We start from the raw sequence: 17,142 nt of genomic DNA, 5'->3' as shown, positions 1-17,142 counted from the left end.
CTGCCTTCAGACAGTTCGCAGAACGAACTGTCAGCTCCAAATCATCGACAGGACGCAGCAGAATCGGATCAAACTCGGGTTTCTCTTCTTTCTTCTCGGGCACGCTGACATCGCGCAGATCCACGAAGGCTTCCAGTTGCTCGGCCAGAATAGTGGCAGAACGACGGATAGCTTCCTCAGGATCCAGGGTACCATTGGTCTCCATGTCGATGACCAGCTTGTCCAAGTCGGTACGCTGTTCCACACGTGCTGCCTCAACATTGTAGGCAATACGAACGATGGGGCTGAACGCGGAGTCCAGCAGCAGGCGACCGATAGGACGCTCTTCGTCATCGTTGTGAACACGAGCAGAAGCAGGCACATAACCACGACCGCGCTGAACTTTCAGGCGCATGCTGATTTCAGCATTGGCACCAGTCAGGTGGCAGATTACGTGCTCCGGGTTTACGATCTCGACTTCATCACCGTGAGTGATATCACCTGCGGTAACGGGGCCTGTTCCAGACTTGGTCAGGGACAGAGTTACCTCGTCCTTGCCTTCCAGCTTCACAGCGATACCTTTCAGGTTGAGCAGGATTTCAAGAATGTCTTCCTGTACACCTTCTTTGCTGCTGTACTCATGCAGTACCCCGTCAATTTCGACTTCAGTAACTGCACAACCGGGCATAGATGACAGCAAAATACGACGCAGGGCGTTGCCCAGCGTGTGACCAAAGCCACGCTCGAGTGGCTCAAGAGTCACTCTCGCATGAGTCGGGCTAACTTGCTCGATGTCAACTAGCCGCGGTTTAAGAAAATCTGTTACAGAACCCAGCATTGTGTCCTCTCTTTAGAAGCTAGCTTTACTTGGAGTAAAGCTCGACGATCAGCTGTTCGTTAATGTCGGCAGACAGGTCGGAACGCTCTGGCAGACGCTTGAAAGCACCTTCCATTTTAGCGGCGTCAACCTCTACCCAAGTCGGCTTCTCACGCTGACCAGCAACTTCCAGGGAAGCTTTGATACGCGCTTGCTTCTTAGCCTTCTCACGAACGCAGATCACGTCCTCAGGGGAAACCTGGAAAGAAGGAATGTTCACAACGCGACCGTTAACCATGATTGCCTTGTGGCTCACCAGCTGACGAGATTCAGCACGGGTAGCGCCGAAGCCCATACGGTAAACAACGTTGTCCAAACGACCTTCCAGCAGCTGCAACAGGTTTTCACCGGTGTTACCCTTTTGACGGGCAGCGTCGCGGTAGTAGTTGCGGAACTGTTTTTCCAATACGCCGTAGATACGACGAACTTTTTGTTTCTCGCGCAGCTGAACACCGTAGTCGGACAGACGCGCTTTACGCGCACCGTGCTGACCAGGGGCGGTGTCAATCTTGCACTTAGAATCAATCGCACGAACACCTGACTTCAGGAAGAGGTCGGTGCCCTCACGACGGCTAAGCTTAAGCTTAGGACCGATATATCTTGCCATCTTCTTTCTCCAACAATCCTAGACCAAGTAGCTACAGCGTTATACGCGGCGCTTCTTGGGAGGACGACAACCGTTGTGCGGGATCGGAGTCACATCAGTAATGTTAGTGATGCGGAAACCAGCCGCGTTCAGGGCGCGGATGGAAGACTCACGACCGGGACCCGGACCTTTGACCATGACTTCCAGGTTCTTGACGCCATATTCTTTGGCCATCTCACCAGCGCGCTCTGCAGCTACCTGAGCAGCGAACGGGGTGGACTTACGAGAACCACGGAAACCGGAACCACCAGAAGTAGCCCAAGACAGAGCATTGCCCTGACGGTCAGTAATGGTCACGATTGTGTTGTTGAAAGATGCATGAACGTGCGCAATACCGTCGCTCACTTGCTTTTTAACGCGCTTGCGAGCACGAGTCGGAGTTTTAGCCATTTTCTACCTTCCCGTTACTTCTTGATAGCCTTGCGCGGACCCTTACGGGTACGAGCGTTGGTCTTGGTACGTTGACCACGAACAGGCAGGCTACGACGGTGACGCAAACCACGGTAGCAACCCAGATCCATCAATCGCTTGATGTTCATGGAAATCTGACGACGCAGGTCACCTTCAACGGTGAATTTACCTACTTGTTCACGCAGACTCTCGATCTGAGCTTCGTCCAGGTCTTTAATTTTCACATTCTCAGCGATACCGGCTGCGGCACAGATGGCCTTGGAGCGGGTACGACCGACGCCATAAATAGCAGTCAAAGCGATGACTGCATGCTTATGGTCAGGAATGTTAATGCCAGCGATACGGGCCACTATTCACTCCTACATATAGTAGATTACGACCACCACAAAGCCCGTGAGCGGATACGTGGCGGTCAACCAATACACAACAAAAGTTGGCTGGCTATATTAGCCAGCACAACTATTTGTTGCAAGTACTAACCGTAAAAAATTAGCCTTGGCGCTGTTTATGCTTTGGCTCGCTGCAAATCACACGCACCACACCGTGACGCTTGATGATTTTGCAGTTACGGCAGATTGCCTTAACGGAAGCACGAACTTTCATTGCTTAACTCCGTAACTACGCCGACCTTTAGCGGCCGTAGCCCTTCAGGTTGGCCTTCCTCAGGACGTCGCCATATTGATGAGACATCATATGGGTTTGTACCTGAGCCATGAAGTCCATGATAACTACCACGATAATCAGCAGCGAAGTGCCACCGAAGTAGAACTGTACGTTCCAGGCAGTCATCAAGAACTGGGGTACCAGACAGATAAAGGTTATATAGAGCGCACCTGCCAATGTCAGGCGAGTCATAACCTTATCGATGTAACGTGCTGTCTGCTCGCCCGGGCGAATCCCCGGGATAAAGGCTCCACTCTTCTTCAGATTATCTGCTGTCTCGCGGGGGTTGAACACCAGCGCGGTATAGAAGAAGCAGAAGAAGATAATGGCTGCTGCATACAGCATCTCGTAAAGCGGTTGACCCGGCTGCAGGACCATAGAGACCTGTTGCAGGATATCAGCTACTTTACCCTCGCCCTGACCAAACCAAGAGGTAATGGTCCCCGGGAAGAGGATGATACTGGATGCGAAAATCGCAGGAATCACACCAGCCATATTCACTTTCAACGGCAGGTGTGTGCTTTGCGCGGCAAATACCTGGCGGCCTTGTTGACGCTTGGCATAGTTAACGACGATACGACGCTGACCACGCTCCACGAACACCACAAAGTAAGTCACTGCGAAAACAATCAAGCCCAGCAACAACAACAGCAGGATGTGCAATTCCCCTTGACGTGCCTGTTCGGCCGTAGCGCCAATGGCATGCGGCAGACCAGCAACGATACCTGTGAAAATAATCAACGAGATACCATTACCAATCCCACGCTCGGTAATCTGTTCACCCAACCACATCAAAAACATGGTACCGGTGACCAGACTCACAACCGCTGTGAAATAGAAGCCCAGACCCGGATTAGTCACGAGTCCATGCATCATATTCGGCAGACCGGTTGCAATACCAATGGCCTGGAAAGTTCCCAAAACCAGCGTGCCCCAACGGGTATATTGGCTAATCTTGCGACGGCCGGATTCACCTTCTTTCTTGAGTTCAGCAAGAGCGGGGTGAACCACTGTCAGCAGCTGGATAATGATCGACGCCGAAATGTACGGCATGATCCCCAACGCAAGAATAGAAGCACGCGAGAGTGCACCACCACTGAACATGTTGAACATCTCAATGATGGTGCCCTTCTGTTGCTGGAACAACTCGGCCAGTACGGCGGCGTCAATACCAGGAATCGGCACATAAGAGCCTGCACGGAAAACGATAATCGCCCCGAGAACGAAGAGCAGACGGCTCTTCAGTTCACTCAGACCACCCTGTGCTTTAACATCCAATCCTGGTTTCTTAGCCATTGTACTGATTATTCCTCGATTTTACCGCCAGCGGCCTCGATGGCTGCGCGTGCACCTTTGGTGACGGACAGACCACGAACGGTCACAGCACGGTCAATGTTGCCTGACAGAACAACTTTAGCGAACACGATGTTCTTAGTAACAACACCGGCTTGCTTCAGAGTGCTCAGGTCGACCACATCACCTTCTACCAGGGCGATTTCGTTCAGACGCACTTCGGCAGAAACCAAAGATTTGCGAGAGAAGAAACCGAACTTCGGCAGACGGATTTTCAAAGGCATCTGGCCGCCTTCGAAACCGTTGCGGACTTTACCGCCACCGGAACGAGAGGTCTGGCCTTTAACACCACGACCACCAGTCTTGCCCAGGCCGGAGCCGATACCACGACCACGACGTTGTTTTTCAGGCTTGGAACCAGCGGCCGGAGACAGAGTGTTCAGACGCATGCTTAGCCCTCCACCTTAACCATGTAATAAACCTGGTTGATCATGCCGCGTACGCAAGGAGTATCTTCCAGCTCAACGGTGTGACCAATGCGACGCAGACCCAGACCACGCAGAGTCGCCTTGTGCTTTGGCAGACGGCCGATAGAGCTGCGAGTTTGAGTTACTTTTACAGTGTTAGCCATGTCGCATTACCCCAGAATTTCTTCAACGCGCAGACCACGCTTGGCAGCGATCTGTTCCGGTGATTGACCGTGAACCAGAGCGTCTACAGTAGCGCGAACAACGTTGATTGGGTTGGTGGAACCGTAGGTCTTGGCCAGCACGTTGTGGATACCGGCAACTTCCAGAACAGCACGCATAGCGCCGCCTGCAATGATACCAGTACCTTGGGAGGCCGGCTTCATGAACACGGTGGAGCCAGAGTGAACACCACGCACCGGGTGGTGCAGAGTGCCGTTGTTCAGCTCAACCTTGTTCAGGTTACGCTTAGCCTGTTCCATTGCTTTTTGAATAGCAGCCGGAACTTCACGGGCTTTACCGTAACCGTAACCTACACGGCCGTTACCATCACCCACCACGGTCAACGCGGTGAAGGACATGATACGACCACCTTTAACAGTTTTCGAAACACGGTTTACTGCAATGAGCTTTTCTTGCAGTTCGCCGGCTTGAGATTCGACTTTAGCCATCTTCGACTCCTAGCTTAGAACTGAAGACCAGCGTCACGTGCGGCAGCTGCTAGGGCAGCGATGCGACCGTGATACTTGAAACCGGAACGATCGAAAGATACGTTCTGAACGCCTTTGGCAATAGCACGCTCAGCGATAGCCTTACCTACAGCGGTAGCAGCATCTGCGTTACCGGTGTATTTCAGAGCTTCACTGATGGCTTTCTCTACTGTGGAAGCAGAGGCCAGAACTTCGGAACCGTTGGCTGCAATAACCTGCGCATAGATATGACGCGGGGTACGGTGAACAACCAGACGGGTAGCTCCCAGTTCCTGCATCTTTTTCCGAGCACGAGTAGCACGACGGAGACGAGCTGCTTTCTTGTCCATAGTGTTACCTTACTTCTTCTTAGCTTCTTTAGTACGCACTTGCTCGTTGGCATAGCGTACACCCTTGCCCTTGTAGGGCTCCGGAGCGCGGTAAGCACGGATATCGGCGGCGACTTGGCCAACCAGCTGCTTGTCGACGCCACGCAGAACGATTTCTGTAGCAGTCGGGCACTCAGCGGTCACACCAGCCGGCAGCGCATGCTCTACCGGGTGAGAGAAGCCCAGAGCCAGCGCAACAGCATTGCCCTTGATGGAGGCTTTATAACCTACACCAACCAGCTGCAGCTTGCGCTCGAAGCCTTGGGTAACACCGATTACCATGTTGTTGACCAATGCACGGGCAGTACCGGCCTGAGCGTCAGCACCAGCGATGCTGCCGCGCGGGGCGAACTTCAGTACATTGTCTTCTTTGGTCACTTCTACACCGGCGTGAATAGAGCGAACCAGAGAACCTTTACCACCTTTGATGGTCAGTTCCTGGCCGTTCAGAGTCACCTCTACGCCAGCAGGAATAGTGACGGGTGCCTTAGCAACACGAGACATTTCCTACCTCCTATTAAGCGACGTAGCAGATGATCTCACCGCCCATGCTTGCTTTGCGAGCAGCACGGTCAGTCATCACACCTTTAGACGTGGACACGATAGCAACACCGAGACCGCCCATAACTTTCGGCAGATCAGTAGTGCGCTTGTAAATACGCAGGCCTGGACGGCTTACGCGTTGGATCAGTTCTACAACTGGCTTGCCCTGGAAATATTTCAGTTCAATTTCCAGTTCCGGCTTCACGTCACCAGCTACGGAGTAGCCAGCGATGTAACCTTCTTCTTTCAGCACTTTGGCAATAGCCACTTTCAGCTTGGAAGAAGGCATGGAAACCGCAACTTTGCTCGCCGCCTGACCGTTACGGATGCGGGTCAGCATATCCGCGATCGGATCTTGCATGCTCATAAGTCTAACTCCCGAGATTCGTTACCAAGAAGCCTTCTTCAGGCCCGGAATTTCGCCCTTCATGGCATGCTCACGCACCTTGATGCGAGACAGGCCAAACTTGCGCAGGAAACCGTGCGGACGACCAGTAATATTGCAACGGTTACGCTGGCGGGACGGACTGGAATCACGGGGCAGCTGTTGCAGTTGCAGTACAGCATCCCAACGCGCTTCTTCAGAAGCGTTCATGTCAACGATGATAGCTTTCAGCTCGGCACGCTTGGTCGCGTACTTGGCTACCAGCTTGGCACGCTTTGCTTCGCGCGCTTTCATGGATGTTTTAGCCATAACCCTAACCTTACTTGCGGAATGGGAAGTTAAAGGCAGCCAGCAGAGCACGGCCTTCTTCATCGGTATTCGCGGAAGTGGTGATGGTGATATCCAGACCACGGACGCGATCGACTTTGTCATAGTCGATTTCCGGGAAGATGATCTGCTCACGCACGCCCATGGAGTAGTTACCACGACCATCGAACGCTTTAGCGTTCAGGCCACGGAAGTCACGGATACGCGGTACGGAGATGCAGATCAGCCGTTCCAGGAACTCCCACATACGCTCGCCACGCAGGGTTACTTTACAACCTATCGGGTAGCCTTCACGAATCTTGAAGCCCGCAACAGATTTGCGAGCTTTGGTGATCAGCGGCTTCTGACCGGAAATGGCAGCCATATCGGCAGCAGCATTTTCCAGCAACTTCTTGTCAGAGATCGCTTCACCAACACCCATGTTCAGGGTGATTTTCTCGATCCGAGGGACTTGCATGATAGTCTTGTAACCGAACTGCTTGGACAGTTCATTTACTACATCGGATTTGTAGTAATCATGCAGTTTCGCCATCGTTAAACTCCAATTACTTCACAAGTTCGCCGGTGGATTTGAAGAAACGGACTTTTTTGCCGTCTTCAATCCGGAAACCAACGCGGTCAGCTTTGCCAGTGGCAGAGTTGAACAGCGCTACGTTTGATACATCGATGGGGGCTTCTTTGGTGACGATACCGCCAGCCTGACCCAGTGCGGGTACCGGCTTCTGGTGTTTCTTCACCTGGTTGATGCCTTCCACGATTACCTTACCTTTTGCAATCAGGACTTGAGTGACTTTGCCACGCTTGCCCTTGTCTTTGCCGGTAAGAACAATCACTTCGTCTTCGCGACGGATTTTAGCTGCCATCGTTCGACTCCTTACAGTACTTCGGGTGCCAGGGACACAATCTTCATGAACTTCTCATTACGCAGTTCACGGGTCACCGGGCCAAAAATACGAGTACCGATTGGCTGTTGGTTGTTGTTAAGCAACACAGCCGCATTGTTGTCGAAACGGATGACAGAGCCGTCCGGACGACGAACGCCTTTACGGGTGCGTACGACCACCGCGTTATACACATCACCTTTCTTCACTTTACCGCGAGGAATGGCTTCCTTGATGGAAACCTTGATGATGTCGCCGATGCCGGCGTAACGGCGGTGCGAGCCACCCAGAACCTTAATACACATTACACTGCGAGCGCCGGAGTTGTCGGCAACACCCAGCATACTTTGCATCTGGATCATCTTAGTGCTCCGCTTTGTTTACTTCTTATCCCTAATGGGATCTGGCTGCCTTCAAAAGGCGCGAAACTATAACACAGGATTTTCAGAAAAGGTAGCCTAAAAAACAAACGGCCCCTGAAAGGGGCCGCTTGGACTACAAAGTACCGATTAGGCCTTTTCTACAACGGCAACCAGAGTCCAGGACTTGGTCTTGGACAGCGGGCGGCATTCGCGGATTTCCACGAGGTCGCCAGCTTTGCACTCGTTGTTTTCGTCATGTACGTGCAGCTTGGTAGTGCGCTTGATGATCTTACCGTAGATCGGGTGCTTTACCTTGCGCTCGATAGCAACAGTGATGGACTTGTCCATCTTGTCGCTGATTACACGACCTTGCAGAGTACGGATCTTGTCAGTCATTACGCACCTGCCTTCTCAGTCAGTACAGTCTTGATACGTGCGACGTCACGACGCACTTGTTTCAGAGTGTGAGTCTGAGCCAGCTGGCCGGTGGACGCTTGCATGCGCATGTTGAATTGCTCACGCAGCAGGCCCAGCAGCTCCTGGTTCAGTTCTTCGACGCTCTTTTGACGCAGATCTTGGGCTTTCATCACATCACCGTCTTAATTACGAAAGTGGTCTGAACAGACAGCTTAGCTGCGGCCAGGGCAAACGCTTCACGCGCCAGAGCCTCAGGTACACCGTCCATCTCGTACAGAACCTTGCCAGGCTGGATCGGGCAAACCCAGTATTCCACGTTACCCTTACCTTTACCCATACGAACTTCGAGGGGCTTTTCGGTGATGGGCTTGTCCGGGAACACACGGATCCAGATCTTACCTTGACGCTTAACGTGACGGGTCATGGCACGACGGGCTGCTTCGATTTGACGAGCAGTCAGTTGACCACGGGATGTCGCCTTCAGGCCAAAGGTACCGAAGGATACTTCGTTACCAGAGGTGGCCAGACCGCGGTTACGACCCTTGTGGGTCTTGCGGAATTTAGTACGCTTAGGTTGCAACATTTACCGAATCTCCTTACTTAGCAGCGCGGCGCTTGTTGTCACGCTTGGGCTTCGCAGGAGCCTGCTCTTGAGCAGCGGCAGCGTTGACAGCAGCCAGACCGCCCAGAACTTCACCCTTGAAGATCCAAACTTTAACGCCGATCACACCGTAAGTGGTGTGGGCTTCAGAAGTTGCGTAGTCGATGTCGGCACGCAGGGTGTGCAACGGCACACGACCTTCACGGTACCATTCGGTACGCGCGATTTCAGCACCGCCCAGACGACCGGAAACTTCCACTTTGATGCCCTTGGCACCCAGGCGCATTGCGTTCTGTACGGCGCGCTTCATAGCACGACGGAACATAACACGACGCTCCAGCTGGGAAGTGATGCTGTCGGCAACCAGTTTGCCATCCAGCTCCGGCTTGCGGACTTCGGAAATGTTGATCTGAGCAGGCACGCCAGCAATAGTGGCTACAGCTTTGCGCAGCTTCTCAACGTCTTCGCCTTTCTTACCGATGACAACACCCGGACGAGCGGTGTGAATGGTCACACGGATGCTCTTGGCCGGACGCTCAATGGTGATCTTGGACAAGGACGCGTTTTTCAGTTCCTTGGTCAGGAACTGGCGTACTTGAAAATCGCTGTACAGGTTGTCAGCGAAGTCTTTGGTGTTCGCGAACCAGGTAGAATTCCAAGGCTTGGTAATACCCAGGCGAATGCCATTAGGATGTACTTTCTGACCCATTGCTTATCTCCCAGCCTTAGCGTCGGATACCACTACAGTGATGTGAGCGGTACGCTTGAGGATACGATCCGCACGACCTTTGGCACGCGGACGGATGCGCTTCATGGAGGGACCTTCGTCGACCATGATAGTAGCAACACGCAGCGCGTCGATATCGGCGCCTTCGTTGTGCTCAGCGTTTGCAATGGCAGATTCCAGCACTTTCTTCACCAGAACAGCAGCCTTTTTCGGGCTGAAGGTCAGGATGTTCAGAGCCTTGTCTACGGACAGACCACGTACTTGATCGGCTACCAGACGAGCTTTCTGGGCAGAAGTACGGGCATAACGGTGTTTAGCGATAGCTTCCATCATTTATCCCTTAGCGCTTCTTAGCCTTCTTATCAGCAGCATGGCCGCGATAAGTACGAGTCGGTGCGAATTCACCCAGTTTGTGACCGATCATTTCTTCGGTAACGAAAACCGGAACGTGCTGACGACCATTATGGACAGCGATGGTCAAACCGATCATGTTCGGGATGATCATTGAACGACGGGACCAGGTTTTAACCGGCTTTTTATCCCCGCTTTCCACCGCTTTCTCTACCTTCTTCAGCAAGTGCAGGTCAATAAATGGACCCTTCTTGAGAGAACGTGGCATGGTGATTCCTCTATGTTAACAATTACTTGTTACGACGACGTACGATGTACTTGTCGGTACGCTTGTTCTTACGGGTCTTGAAGCCTTTAGCCTTCTGGCCCCATGGGGACACAGGCTGCATGCCCTTGTTACGACCCTCACCACCACCGTGCGGGTGGTCAACCGGGTTCATCGCCATACCGCGAACGGTCGGACGAATACCACGCCAGCGGTTTGCACCGGCTTTACCCAGTTGACGCAACATGTGCTCGGAGTTACCGACTTCACCGATGGTAGCGCGGCACTCGGCCAGAACTTTACGTACTTCGCCGGAACGCAGACGCAGAGTTACATAGTTACCTTCACGAGCCAGGATCTGGATGAAAGTACCAGCGGAACGAGCCAGCTGGGCACCTTTACCAGGCTTCATCTCTACAGCGTGAACGGTAGAACCAACCGGGATGTTGCGCATCGGCAGGGCGTTACCTACCTTGATGGCTGCATCAGCACCAGAAGCGATCGCGTCACCAGCTTTCAGGCCTTTCGGAGCCAGGATGTAACGACGCTCACCGTCTGCATACAACACCAGAGCGATGTTAGCGGTACGGTTCGGATCGTATTCCAGGCGCTCTACTTTAGCCGGGATACCGTCTTTGTCGCGCTTGAAGTCGACGATACGGTAGTGCTGCTTGTGACCACCACCGATATGACGGGTAGTGATACGGCCGTTGTTGTTACGACCACCGGACTTGCTTTTGCTGTCCAGCAGAGCGGCGAAGGGCTTGCCCTTGTACAGCTCTTGATTGACGATCTTGACGACGTGGCGGCGGCCCGGAGAAGTAGGCTTGCACTTAACGATTGCCATTTTTGAGAACTCCTCTTACTCGGCTGCGCCCATGAAGTCGATGTCCTGACCAGCTTTCAGGGTCACATAAGCCTTTTTCCAATCGGAACGACGGCCTACGCGTGCACCTGCGCGCTTGGTCTTACCCTTCATGTTCAGGGTACGGACGGTCTCAACTTCGACCTCGAACAGTTTCGCAACTGCAGCTTTGACTTCCGCCTTGGTAGCATCAACAGCAACTTTGAACACGATAGTGTTCTGCTTTTCTGCAACCATGGTGCTCTTTTCAGAGATGTGCGGAGCCTTCAGAACTTTCAGCAGACGCTCTTCACGGATCATGCCAGCATCTCCTCGATTTGCTTAACTGCGTCAGCAGTCATCAGAACCTTGTCGAAAGCGATCAGGCTGACCGGGTCGATACCGGCAACGTCACGCACGTCAACTTTGTACAGGTTGCGAGCAGCCAGGAACAGGTTCTCATCGACTTCAGCAGTCACGATCAGAACGTCAGTCAGTTCCATTTCTTTCAGCTTGGCGATCAGTTCTTTGGTCTTCGGAGCTTCGATGCCGAACTTCTCAACAACGATCAGGCGCTCTTGACGTACCAGCTCGGACAGAATGCTACGGATAGCGCCGCGGTACATCTTCTTGTTTACTTTCTGGCTGTGATCTTGCGGCTTAGCAGCAAAAGTCACACCACCGGAACGCCAGATGGGCGAACGGATGGAGCCAGCACGGGCACGACCAGTACCCTTCTGACGCCACGGCTTTTTGCCGCCACCAGACACTTCAGAGCGAGTCAGCTGCGCACGAGTACCCTGACGGGCACCAGCGGCATATGCAACGACGACCTGGTGAACCAGAGCTTCGTTGAATTCGCGCCCGAAGGTAGTCTCGGAAACTTCAAGAGCGCTCTTGGCGTCTTTCATTACCAATTCCATTACTATCTCCTCAGACGTTACGCTTTGACGGCAGGTTTGACGATCACGTTGCCGTTGGTTGCACCCGGTACTGCACCTTTGATGAGCAGCAGGTTGCGTTCAGCGTCAACACGAACCAGTTCCAGGTTCTGAGTCGTTACACGCTCAGCACCCATGTGACCAGCCATCTTTTTGCCCTTGAATACACGACCCGGAGTCTGGTTCTGACCGATAGAACCCGGAACGCGGTGAGACAAGGAGTTACCGTGGGTCATATCCTGGGTGCGGAAGTTGTGGCGCTTAACAGTACCAGCAAAGCCCTTACCTTTGGATGTGCCGGTAACGTCTACCAGCTTAACGTCAGCGAGAAGATCTACTTTCAGCTCGCTACCAACAGTGAAAGTTTCACCGTTGTTCAGGCGGAATTCCCACAGACCGCGACCGGCTTCTACACCAGCTTTGGCGAAGTGGCCAGCTTCCGGCTTGGTCACACGGCTGGCTTTTTTGGCGCCAGTGGTAACCTGAATAGCGTTGTAGCCGTCGGTTTCTACAGATTTGACCTGAGTTACACGGTTAGCTTCAACTTCGATAACAGTCACCGGGATAGAAACGCCATCTTCAGTGAAGATGCGAGTCATACCCACTTTGCGACCTACAAGACCGATTGTCATTGTTATCAACCTCTTTCCGTAATTAACCCAGGCTGATCTGGACGTCTACACCAGCTGCCAGATCCAGACGCATCAGGGCGTCTACGGTCTTGTCAGTCGGCTCAACGATGTCTACCAGACGCTTGTGAGTGCGGATCTCGTACTGATCACGCGCATCTTTGTTGACGTGCGGGGAGATCAGGACGGTGAAGCGCTCTTTGCGAGTCGGCAGCGGAATAGGACCGCGAACCTGCGCGCCAGTGCGCTTAGCAGTTTCAACGATTTCCGCAGTGGATTGATCAATCAGGCGATGATCAAAAGCCTTCAGGCGGATACGGATTCTTTGGTTCTGCATTGACAGAGCTCCAATAGATAAAAGAACATAAATCAACACCGCCCGACCGAGATTTCTCCCGCCAGAGGTGTGATTTTTCACGTTTCCCCCCATATCGGGAGGACTGTATGGCTGGCTCCTGTAAACAGGAAACTCAGCAGCAGACATATCGTCTGGCTTACCTCATGGGTAAGCGGAGGGGATTATACGGATTTTTCAAATTTGCGCAAGGGCGAGCGAACAGATTATGCGCAGTTCTATGTGACAGATGGATCTCGCCTGCGGCAACGTACTCTGCTGCCAACACCCAGGTAACGACAATGTTACAAGCAGACTGGTAGACTGTGTGCTTGCCTCTGTCAGTGGAACGACATCCCATGCTCAAAGATCAAAAGAAAGCCTATCAGTATGGCCTTTGCGCCGTTGCCCTCTGGTCGACGGTCGCCACAGCCTTCAAGATCTCCCTCGCCTATTTCGAACCTGTGCAACTGTTGCTTGTGGCCGCCTTCACCTCGACTCTCACGCTGACAGCCGTCGTCGCCAAACAGGGCAAACTGCCGCTGCTGAGGAGCTACATCAAAGCCCGCCCTTTCTACTACCTGACTCTGGGCGTGCTGAATCCCTTTCTCTATTACCTGTTGCTGTTCAAAGCCTATGATCTGCTGCCTGCCCAGCAGGCACAGACCCTCAACTACACCTGGGCCATTACCCTCAGTCTGCTGGCCGTCCCCTTCCTCGGCCAGAAGCTGCGTCGGCGTGATGGCGTCGCTATCGTGCTGGGGTATTTTGGCGCGCTGGTGATCGCCACCAGAGGGGATGTATTCGGCCTCCAGTTCGACAGCCCCCTCGGCGTGACGCTGGCGCTGGTCTCGACCCTCATCTGGGCCAGCTACTGGATCCTCAACACCCGCAATCAGGGCGATCCCATTGTCAGCCTGTTGCTCGGCTTTATGATCAGCCTGCCTTTTATCGTCGTGGCGACTTGGTTGCTCTCCGATTTTGCCATGACCGCCTGGCAGGGATGGGCTGGTGCCATCTATGTGGGACTGTTCGAAATGGGCTTCGGTTTCGTGCTCTGGCTGATGGCGCTGCGCCATGCCACCAACACGGCCCCCATCAGCAACCTCATCTTTATCTCGCCGTTTGCCTCACTGGTGCTGCTCAACCTGTTGATCGGCGAAGCCATCCATCCAGCCACCCCCATCGGGTTAGCGCTCATCGTTGCCGCCCTGCTGATCCAGCAGCTCAAGTACGGCAAACGCTATCGTGCATCAGTCGAAACAAAGAGCTGACCATGCAGAAGGGCGTATCCACGGATACGCCCTTCTCTCAATCCATCCACTCCTGTGGCTGATGTTTCGGCAGCCGCATCTCAACCAGCAGGCCGCCGAGCTCCGAACTTCCCAACCGGATAGTGCCATGGTGCTGGGCGACTATCTTGGCCACGATAGCCAACCCCAAGCCACTGCCGCCAACGGTCCGCGCCACATTACCCTGAGTAAACGGCTTGAGCACCCGGGAGTAGTCCTGCTCCGGAATGCCGGGGCCATCATCGGAAAGGCGCAGGCGCACCCAGTGCCCATCGTCCTTCAGCTCGGCATGCAAACGGCTCGCCCCATAGCGCTGCGAGTTGCTTGAGAGGTTGTTCAACACCCGCCGGATGCTGACCGGATTGCAGGCCACCCGCACCGCCTCTTGCGGCAGCGCCAGATCGACCTCCAGCCCCTGCTCCGAGTAGATCAGCAAGGTATCGTGCACCAGCTGGGTCAGGTCGATCGGCTCCAGATCCTGCCCTTCATCCGGGCGGATGTAATCGATGAACTGATCGATGATGGCATTGGACTCATCGATGTCGGCGTTGATGCTCTCCTTGAGGTACTCGTCACCGGAGGACATCATCTCGGTCGCCAGCCGGATGCGGGTCAGCGGGGTACGCAGATCGTGGGAAACCCCCGCCATCATCAGGTTACGCTCTTCGATCAGGCTCTTGATGGAGTGCGACATATGGTTGAAGGTGCGGGTCAGTCGCCTTACTTCCCGTGAACCCAGCTCCCCCAGCGCCTCGGGGAAATGGCCTCTGGCCACAGCAACGGCACCAGCCTCGAGATCCTCGAGCGGGCGCACCAGCTGCCGGGCAAAGCGCCAGGCCGCAAACAGGGTGATCACCAGCAGCACGCTCAGATAGATGATGAGGGGTTCGATATCGTCATCTTCGATCTCGGTCAGCGGGATCCGCACCCAGATTTTGCTGGCCTGCGGCGGCTGGATCCAGATGATGTAGTGATCCTGGATCTCGACCCGCACCTTGGCCGGGCCACCCAGCTCGCGACTGATGTTCTCCTCCAGATAGGGGTATGGCTTGGCCTCGTTGAAGCCATGTTGCACCGCCTCGCTCTGGGTATAGATATCGGTACCGGTCGTCACATAGACCAGCGCCTCGGCATCTTCGCTCAGCGCCAGTTGTTCAGTGTTGACCGGAAAGATCAGCTTGACCTGATTGGCCAGCAAGTGACTGATCTGCTTGACGGTTGGCGCCAGCAGATAGTTATAGAAGGTGACGTAGGAGACTGCTTGATAGACCACCAGAACGGCAGCCAGAAACCAGAGCATGCGCGAGAACATGCTGCCGACCTTTTTCATGCACCGTCACCATCTGGCACGAACACATACCCCAGACCCCAGACGGTCTGCAGATAGCGGGGCTGGGCCGGATCCTGTTCCAGCAGGCGGCGCAGGCGAGAGACCTGCACGTCGATGCTGCGCTCGGTGGCGGTGTATTCGCGGCCACGGGCCAGATTCATCAGCTTGTCGCGGGAGAGCGGTTCACGCGGATGGCTGACCAGCACCTTGAGCACCGCAAACTCACCGCTGGTGAGCGCCATCGGCTCGCCATCTCGGCTCAGCTCGCGGGTCGCCAGATTGAGCTGGAAGGCGCCGAAGTTGACCACCTTCTCTGCAGCAGATGGGGCCCCCGGCAGCTCGACGGTATGACGGCGCAGCACGGCACGGATCCGCGCCAGCAGTTCGCGTGGGTTGAACGGCTTGGGCAGATAGTCATCGGCCCCCATCTCGAGCCCGACGATGCGATCGACTTCATCCCCCTTGGCAGTGAGCATCAGCACCGGGATCTGGTTACCCGCTTCCCGCAGGCGGCGGCAGATGGAGAGCCCATCCTCCCCCGGCAACATCAGATCGAGCACCATCAGGCTGAAGTTTTCACGAGTCAGCAAGCGATCGGCCTGCTCGCCATTGGCCACGCCGCGCACCACGAATCCCTGCTCGGTGAGATAGCGTTCCAACAGGGAACGTAATTTCAGGTCATCGTCCACGACCAGGACCTTGTATTGCTGCTGACTCATTGCTTTGCCTCTTCATTCTTTAGCTGCCCCCAATACTAGGGGGGGATATAGCGGGAGCAAAGCACAAATATGTTACCGGTTATTACCCGTCCCGAGAGCGTGACGACCATCAAGTCACTGCGCTGGCCAGCGACTCCCTGAACGGCGCCAGCCGAACCATCACGATTTCCCTCGACAGCAAGAGGACAAAAGCTAATATTCCCGAGCAGTTAGCGATGAATACCCCTCTTTGACCAGGTCCGCATCACCATGAAGACAAAGCTGATCACCCGCGAAGGCTACAACAAGCTGAAAGAAGAGCTCGATTTCCTCTGGCGCCAGGAGCGCCCCGAGGTCACCAAGAAGGTGGCATGGGCCGCCAGCCTGGGGGATCGCAGCGAAAATGCTGACTACCAGTACAACAAGAAGCGGCTGCGGGAGATCGATCGGCGGGTGCGCTACCTGCGCAAATGCCTCGAAGAGCTGGGGATCGTCGACTATGCCCCCGCGCAGGAGGGCAAGGTCTTCTTCGGCGCCTGGGTCGAGGTGGAAAACGAAGAGGGCGAGACCAAGCGCTTTCGCATCGTCGGCTATGACGAGATCTTCGAGCGCAAGGATTACATCTCCATCGACTCCCCCATGGCCCGCGCCCTGCTCAAGAAAGAGGTCGGTGATGAAGCCATCGTCCGTACGCCAGTTGGTGACGTCTGCTGGTATATCAACGAGATCAGCTACCCCAAATAGCCGGACTACTGGTGAGCTGCTTGCCACATGCACATCCTGAGTCACAGGTGCAATGGC

Annotated in this window: 31 protein-coding genes (1 of these 31 only partly in view); 2 read left to right on the top strand and 29 right to left on the bottom strand. The window is 54.4% G+C overall.

The window, feature by feature from the left end:
• The 27 genes from ACTG2U_RS14320 to rpsJ all read right to left on the bottom strand — a co-directional run.
• Window positions 1-817 carry the 5' portion of a DNA-directed RNA polymerase subunit alpha gene (locus ACTG2U_RS14320; protein WP_439974645.1) on the bottom strand. 173 nt of this gene lie to the left of the window's left edge, so 817 of the gene's 990 nt are visible here — the first part of the coding sequence; the start codon lies at window positions 815-817; its stop codon lies off the left edge, out of view.
• A gap of 25 nt (window positions 818-842) precedes the next feature.
• A complete protein-coding gene (gene rpsD / locus ACTG2U_RS14315; protein WP_005340600.1) occupies window positions 843-1,463 on the bottom strand; it encodes a 30S ribosomal protein S4 in 621 nt (206 codons plus the stop codon).
• Window positions 1,464-1,502: 39 nt separating this feature from the next.
• Window positions 1,503-1,892: a 30S ribosomal protein S11 gene (rpsK, locus tag ACTG2U_RS14310; RefSeq protein ID WP_005307993.1), complete on the bottom strand. Its 390-nt coding sequence runs from the start codon at window positions 1,890-1,892 to the stop codon at window positions 1,503-1,505.
• A gap of 14 nt (window positions 1,893-1,906) precedes the next feature.
• A complete protein-coding gene (rpsM, locus tag ACTG2U_RS14305) occupies window positions 1,907-2,263 on the bottom strand; it encodes a 30S ribosomal protein S13 (RefSeq protein ID WP_005307991.1) in 357 nt (118 codons plus the stop codon).
• Between the two features lie 139 nt (window positions 2,264-2,402).
• Window positions 2,403-2,516, bottom strand: a complete 114-nt coding sequence (gene rpmJ, locus ACTG2U_RS14300; RefSeq protein WP_005319705.1) for a 50S ribosomal protein L36 — start codon at window positions 2,514-2,516, stop codon at window positions 2,403-2,405.
• A 27-nt stretch (window positions 2,517-2,543) separates the two neighbouring features.
• On the bottom strand, window positions 2,544-3,872 hold the full coding sequence (secY, locus tag ACTG2U_RS14295) for a preprotein translocase subunit SecY (protein ID WP_005340602.1): 1,329 nt from the start codon (window positions 3,870-3,872) through the stop codon (window positions 2,544-2,546).
• An 8-nt stretch (window positions 3,873-3,880) separates the two neighbouring features.
• A complete protein-coding gene (gene rplO, locus ACTG2U_RS14290; protein ID WP_005340604.1) occupies window positions 3,881-4,318 on the bottom strand; it encodes a 50S ribosomal protein L15 in 438 nt (145 codons plus the stop codon).
• Window positions 4,319-4,320: 2 nt separating this feature from the next.
• Window positions 4,321-4,500 carry a 50S ribosomal protein L30 gene (rpmD, locus tag ACTG2U_RS14285; RefSeq protein ID WP_005307985.1) on the bottom strand — a complete coding sequence of 60 codons (180 nt, stop codon included), beginning with the start codon at window positions 4,498-4,500 and terminating at the stop codon, window positions 4,321-4,323.
• Window positions 4,501-4,506: 6 nt separating this feature from the next.
• Complete coding sequence (rpsE, locus tag ACTG2U_RS14280; RefSeq protein WP_005340605.1) at window positions 4,507-5,007, bottom strand: 30S ribosomal protein S5; 501 nt, start codon at window positions 5,005-5,007, stop codon at window positions 4,507-4,509.
• Between the two features lie 14 nt (window positions 5,008-5,021).
• Window positions 5,022-5,375, bottom strand: a complete 354-nt coding sequence (gene rplR, locus ACTG2U_RS14275; RefSeq protein WP_005340606.1) for a 50S ribosomal protein L18 — start codon at window positions 5,373-5,375, stop codon at window positions 5,022-5,024.
• Between the two features lie 9 nt (window positions 5,376-5,384).
• Entirely contained in the window at window positions 5,385-5,918 is a 534-nt protein-coding gene (gene rplF / locus ACTG2U_RS14270) for a 50S ribosomal protein L6 (protein WP_005340607.1), read from the bottom strand.
• Between the two features lie 13 nt (window positions 5,919-5,931).
• Window positions 5,932-6,324: a 30S ribosomal protein S8 gene (gene rpsH / locus ACTG2U_RS14265; protein ID WP_005307980.1), complete on the bottom strand. Its 393-nt coding sequence runs from the start codon at window positions 6,322-6,324 to the stop codon at window positions 5,932-5,934.
• 21 nt (window positions 6,325-6,345) lie between these two features.
• Window positions 6,346-6,651: a 30S ribosomal protein S14 gene (gene rpsN, locus ACTG2U_RS14260; protein WP_005340609.1), complete on the bottom strand. Its 306-nt coding sequence runs from the start codon at window positions 6,649-6,651 to the stop codon at window positions 6,346-6,348.
• A gap of 10 nt (window positions 6,652-6,661) precedes the next feature.
• On the bottom strand, window positions 6,662-7,201 hold the full coding sequence (gene rplE / locus ACTG2U_RS14255; protein WP_005331162.1) for a 50S ribosomal protein L5: 540 nt from the start codon (window positions 7,199-7,201) through the stop codon (window positions 6,662-6,664).
• 13 nt (window positions 7,202-7,214) lie between these two features.
• Entirely contained in the window at window positions 7,215-7,532 is a 318-nt protein-coding gene (gene rplX / locus ACTG2U_RS14250; protein ID WP_005307977.1) for a 50S ribosomal protein L24, read from the bottom strand.
• A gap of 11 nt (window positions 7,533-7,543) precedes the next feature.
• Entirely contained in the window at window positions 7,544-7,912 is a 369-nt protein-coding gene (gene rplN / locus ACTG2U_RS14245) for a 50S ribosomal protein L14 (RefSeq protein ID WP_005307975.1), read from the bottom strand.
• Between the two features lie 147 nt (window positions 7,913-8,059).
• Window positions 8,060-8,308 (bottom strand): 30S ribosomal protein S17, encoded by a 249-nt coding sequence (gene rpsQ / locus ACTG2U_RS14240; RefSeq protein WP_005307966.1) that lies wholly within the window; start codon window positions 8,306-8,308, stop codon window positions 8,060-8,062.
• A complete protein-coding gene (gene rpmC, locus ACTG2U_RS14235; protein ID WP_005307965.1) occupies window positions 8,308-8,499 on the bottom strand; it encodes a 50S ribosomal protein L29 in 192 nt (63 codons plus the stop codon). Before rpmC ends, rpsQ begins: the two co-directional genes overlap by 1 nt.
• Window positions 8,499-8,912, bottom strand: a complete 414-nt coding sequence (rplP, locus tag ACTG2U_RS14230; RefSeq protein WP_005340612.1) for a 50S ribosomal protein L16 — start codon at window positions 8,910-8,912, stop codon at window positions 8,499-8,501. The genes rpmC and rplP overlap by 1 nt, the downstream gene beginning before the upstream one ends.
• Window positions 8,913-8,925: 13 nt before the next feature.
• Entirely contained in the window at window positions 8,926-9,639 is a 714-nt protein-coding gene (gene rpsC, locus ACTG2U_RS14225; RefSeq protein ID WP_005307962.1) for a 30S ribosomal protein S3, read from the bottom strand.
• Between the two features lie 3 nt (window positions 9,640-9,642).
• Window positions 9,643-9,987, bottom strand: a complete 345-nt coding sequence (gene rplV, locus ACTG2U_RS14220; protein ID WP_005319741.1) for a 50S ribosomal protein L22 — start codon at window positions 9,985-9,987, stop codon at window positions 9,643-9,645.
• 10 nt (window positions 9,988-9,997) lie between these two features.
• Window positions 9,998-10,276, bottom strand: coding sequence for a 30S ribosomal protein S19 (rpsS, locus tag ACTG2U_RS14215; protein WP_005307960.1), 279 nt, complete (start codon window positions 10,274-10,276; stop codon window positions 9,998-10,000).
• Window positions 10,277-10,298: 22 nt separating this feature from the next.
• Window positions 10,299-11,120, bottom strand: coding sequence for a 50S ribosomal protein L2 (gene rplB / locus ACTG2U_RS14210; protein WP_005340614.1), 822 nt, complete (start codon window positions 11,118-11,120; stop codon window positions 10,299-10,301).
• A 15-nt stretch (window positions 11,121-11,135) separates the two neighbouring features.
• Window positions 11,136-11,438 (bottom strand): 50S ribosomal protein L23, encoded by a 303-nt coding sequence (gene rplW / locus ACTG2U_RS14205; RefSeq protein WP_005307955.1) that lies wholly within the window; start codon window positions 11,436-11,438, stop codon window positions 11,136-11,138.
• A complete protein-coding gene (gene rplD / locus ACTG2U_RS14200) occupies window positions 11,435-12,040 on the bottom strand; it encodes a 50S ribosomal protein L4 (RefSeq protein WP_005340616.1) in 606 nt (201 codons plus the stop codon). Before rplD ends, rplW begins: the two co-directional genes overlap by 4 nt.
• A gap of 17 nt (window positions 12,041-12,057) precedes the next feature.
• Complete coding sequence (rplC, locus tag ACTG2U_RS14195) at window positions 12,058-12,690, bottom strand: 50S ribosomal protein L3 (protein ID WP_005340620.1); 633 nt, start codon at window positions 12,688-12,690, stop codon at window positions 12,058-12,060.
• 22 nt (window positions 12,691-12,712) lie between these two features.
• Window positions 12,713-13,024: a 30S ribosomal protein S10 gene (gene rpsJ, locus ACTG2U_RS14190; protein WP_005307944.1), complete on the bottom strand. Its 312-nt coding sequence runs from the start codon at window positions 13,022-13,024 to the stop codon at window positions 12,713-12,715.
• A 356-nt stretch (window positions 13,025-13,380) separates the two neighbouring features.
• Here rpsJ and ACTG2U_RS14185 point away from each other — a divergent pair, with 356 nt between their 5' ends.
• Complete coding sequence (locus ACTG2U_RS14185) at window positions 13,381-14,295, top strand: DMT family transporter (protein ID WP_106844201.1); 915 nt, start codon at window positions 13,381-13,383, stop codon at window positions 14,293-14,295.
• Window positions 14,296-14,332: 37 nt separating this feature from the next.
• Here the strand turns inward: ACTG2U_RS14185 and envZ are convergent, their stop codons facing one another.
• Both envZ and ompR read right to left on the bottom strand, forming a co-directional pair.
• Window positions 14,333-15,643 carry a two-component system sensor histidine kinase EnvZ gene (envZ, locus tag ACTG2U_RS14180; RefSeq protein WP_139747017.1) on the bottom strand — a complete coding sequence of 437 codons (1,311 nt, stop codon included), beginning with the start codon at window positions 15,641-15,643 and terminating at the stop codon, window positions 14,333-14,335.
• On the bottom strand, window positions 15,640-16,362 hold the full coding sequence (gene ompR / locus ACTG2U_RS14175) for an osmolarity response regulator transcription factor OmpR (protein ID WP_005340625.1): 723 nt from the start codon (window positions 16,360-16,362) through the stop codon (window positions 15,640-15,642). The genes envZ and ompR overlap by 4 nt, the downstream gene beginning before the upstream one ends.
• Window positions 16,363-16,611: 249 nt before the next feature.
• Between ompR and greB the strand changes: the two genes are divergently transcribed.
• Complete coding sequence (greB, locus tag ACTG2U_RS14170; protein ID WP_005342682.1) at window positions 16,612-17,085, top strand: transcription elongation factor GreB; 474 nt, start codon at window positions 16,612-16,614, stop codon at window positions 17,083-17,085.
• Window positions 17,086-17,142: the final 57 nt, after the last annotated feature.

The sequence above is a fragment of the Aeromonas sp. 95A genome (genome assembly GCF_051919235.1).
GTDB classification, from domain to species: Bacteria; Pseudomonadota; Gammaproteobacteria; order Enterobacterales; family Aeromonadaceae; genus Aeromonas; species Aeromonas veronii.
Note: the sequence above shows the minus strand (reverse complement) of the source record. Positions and strands in the feature narration are given on the sequence as shown.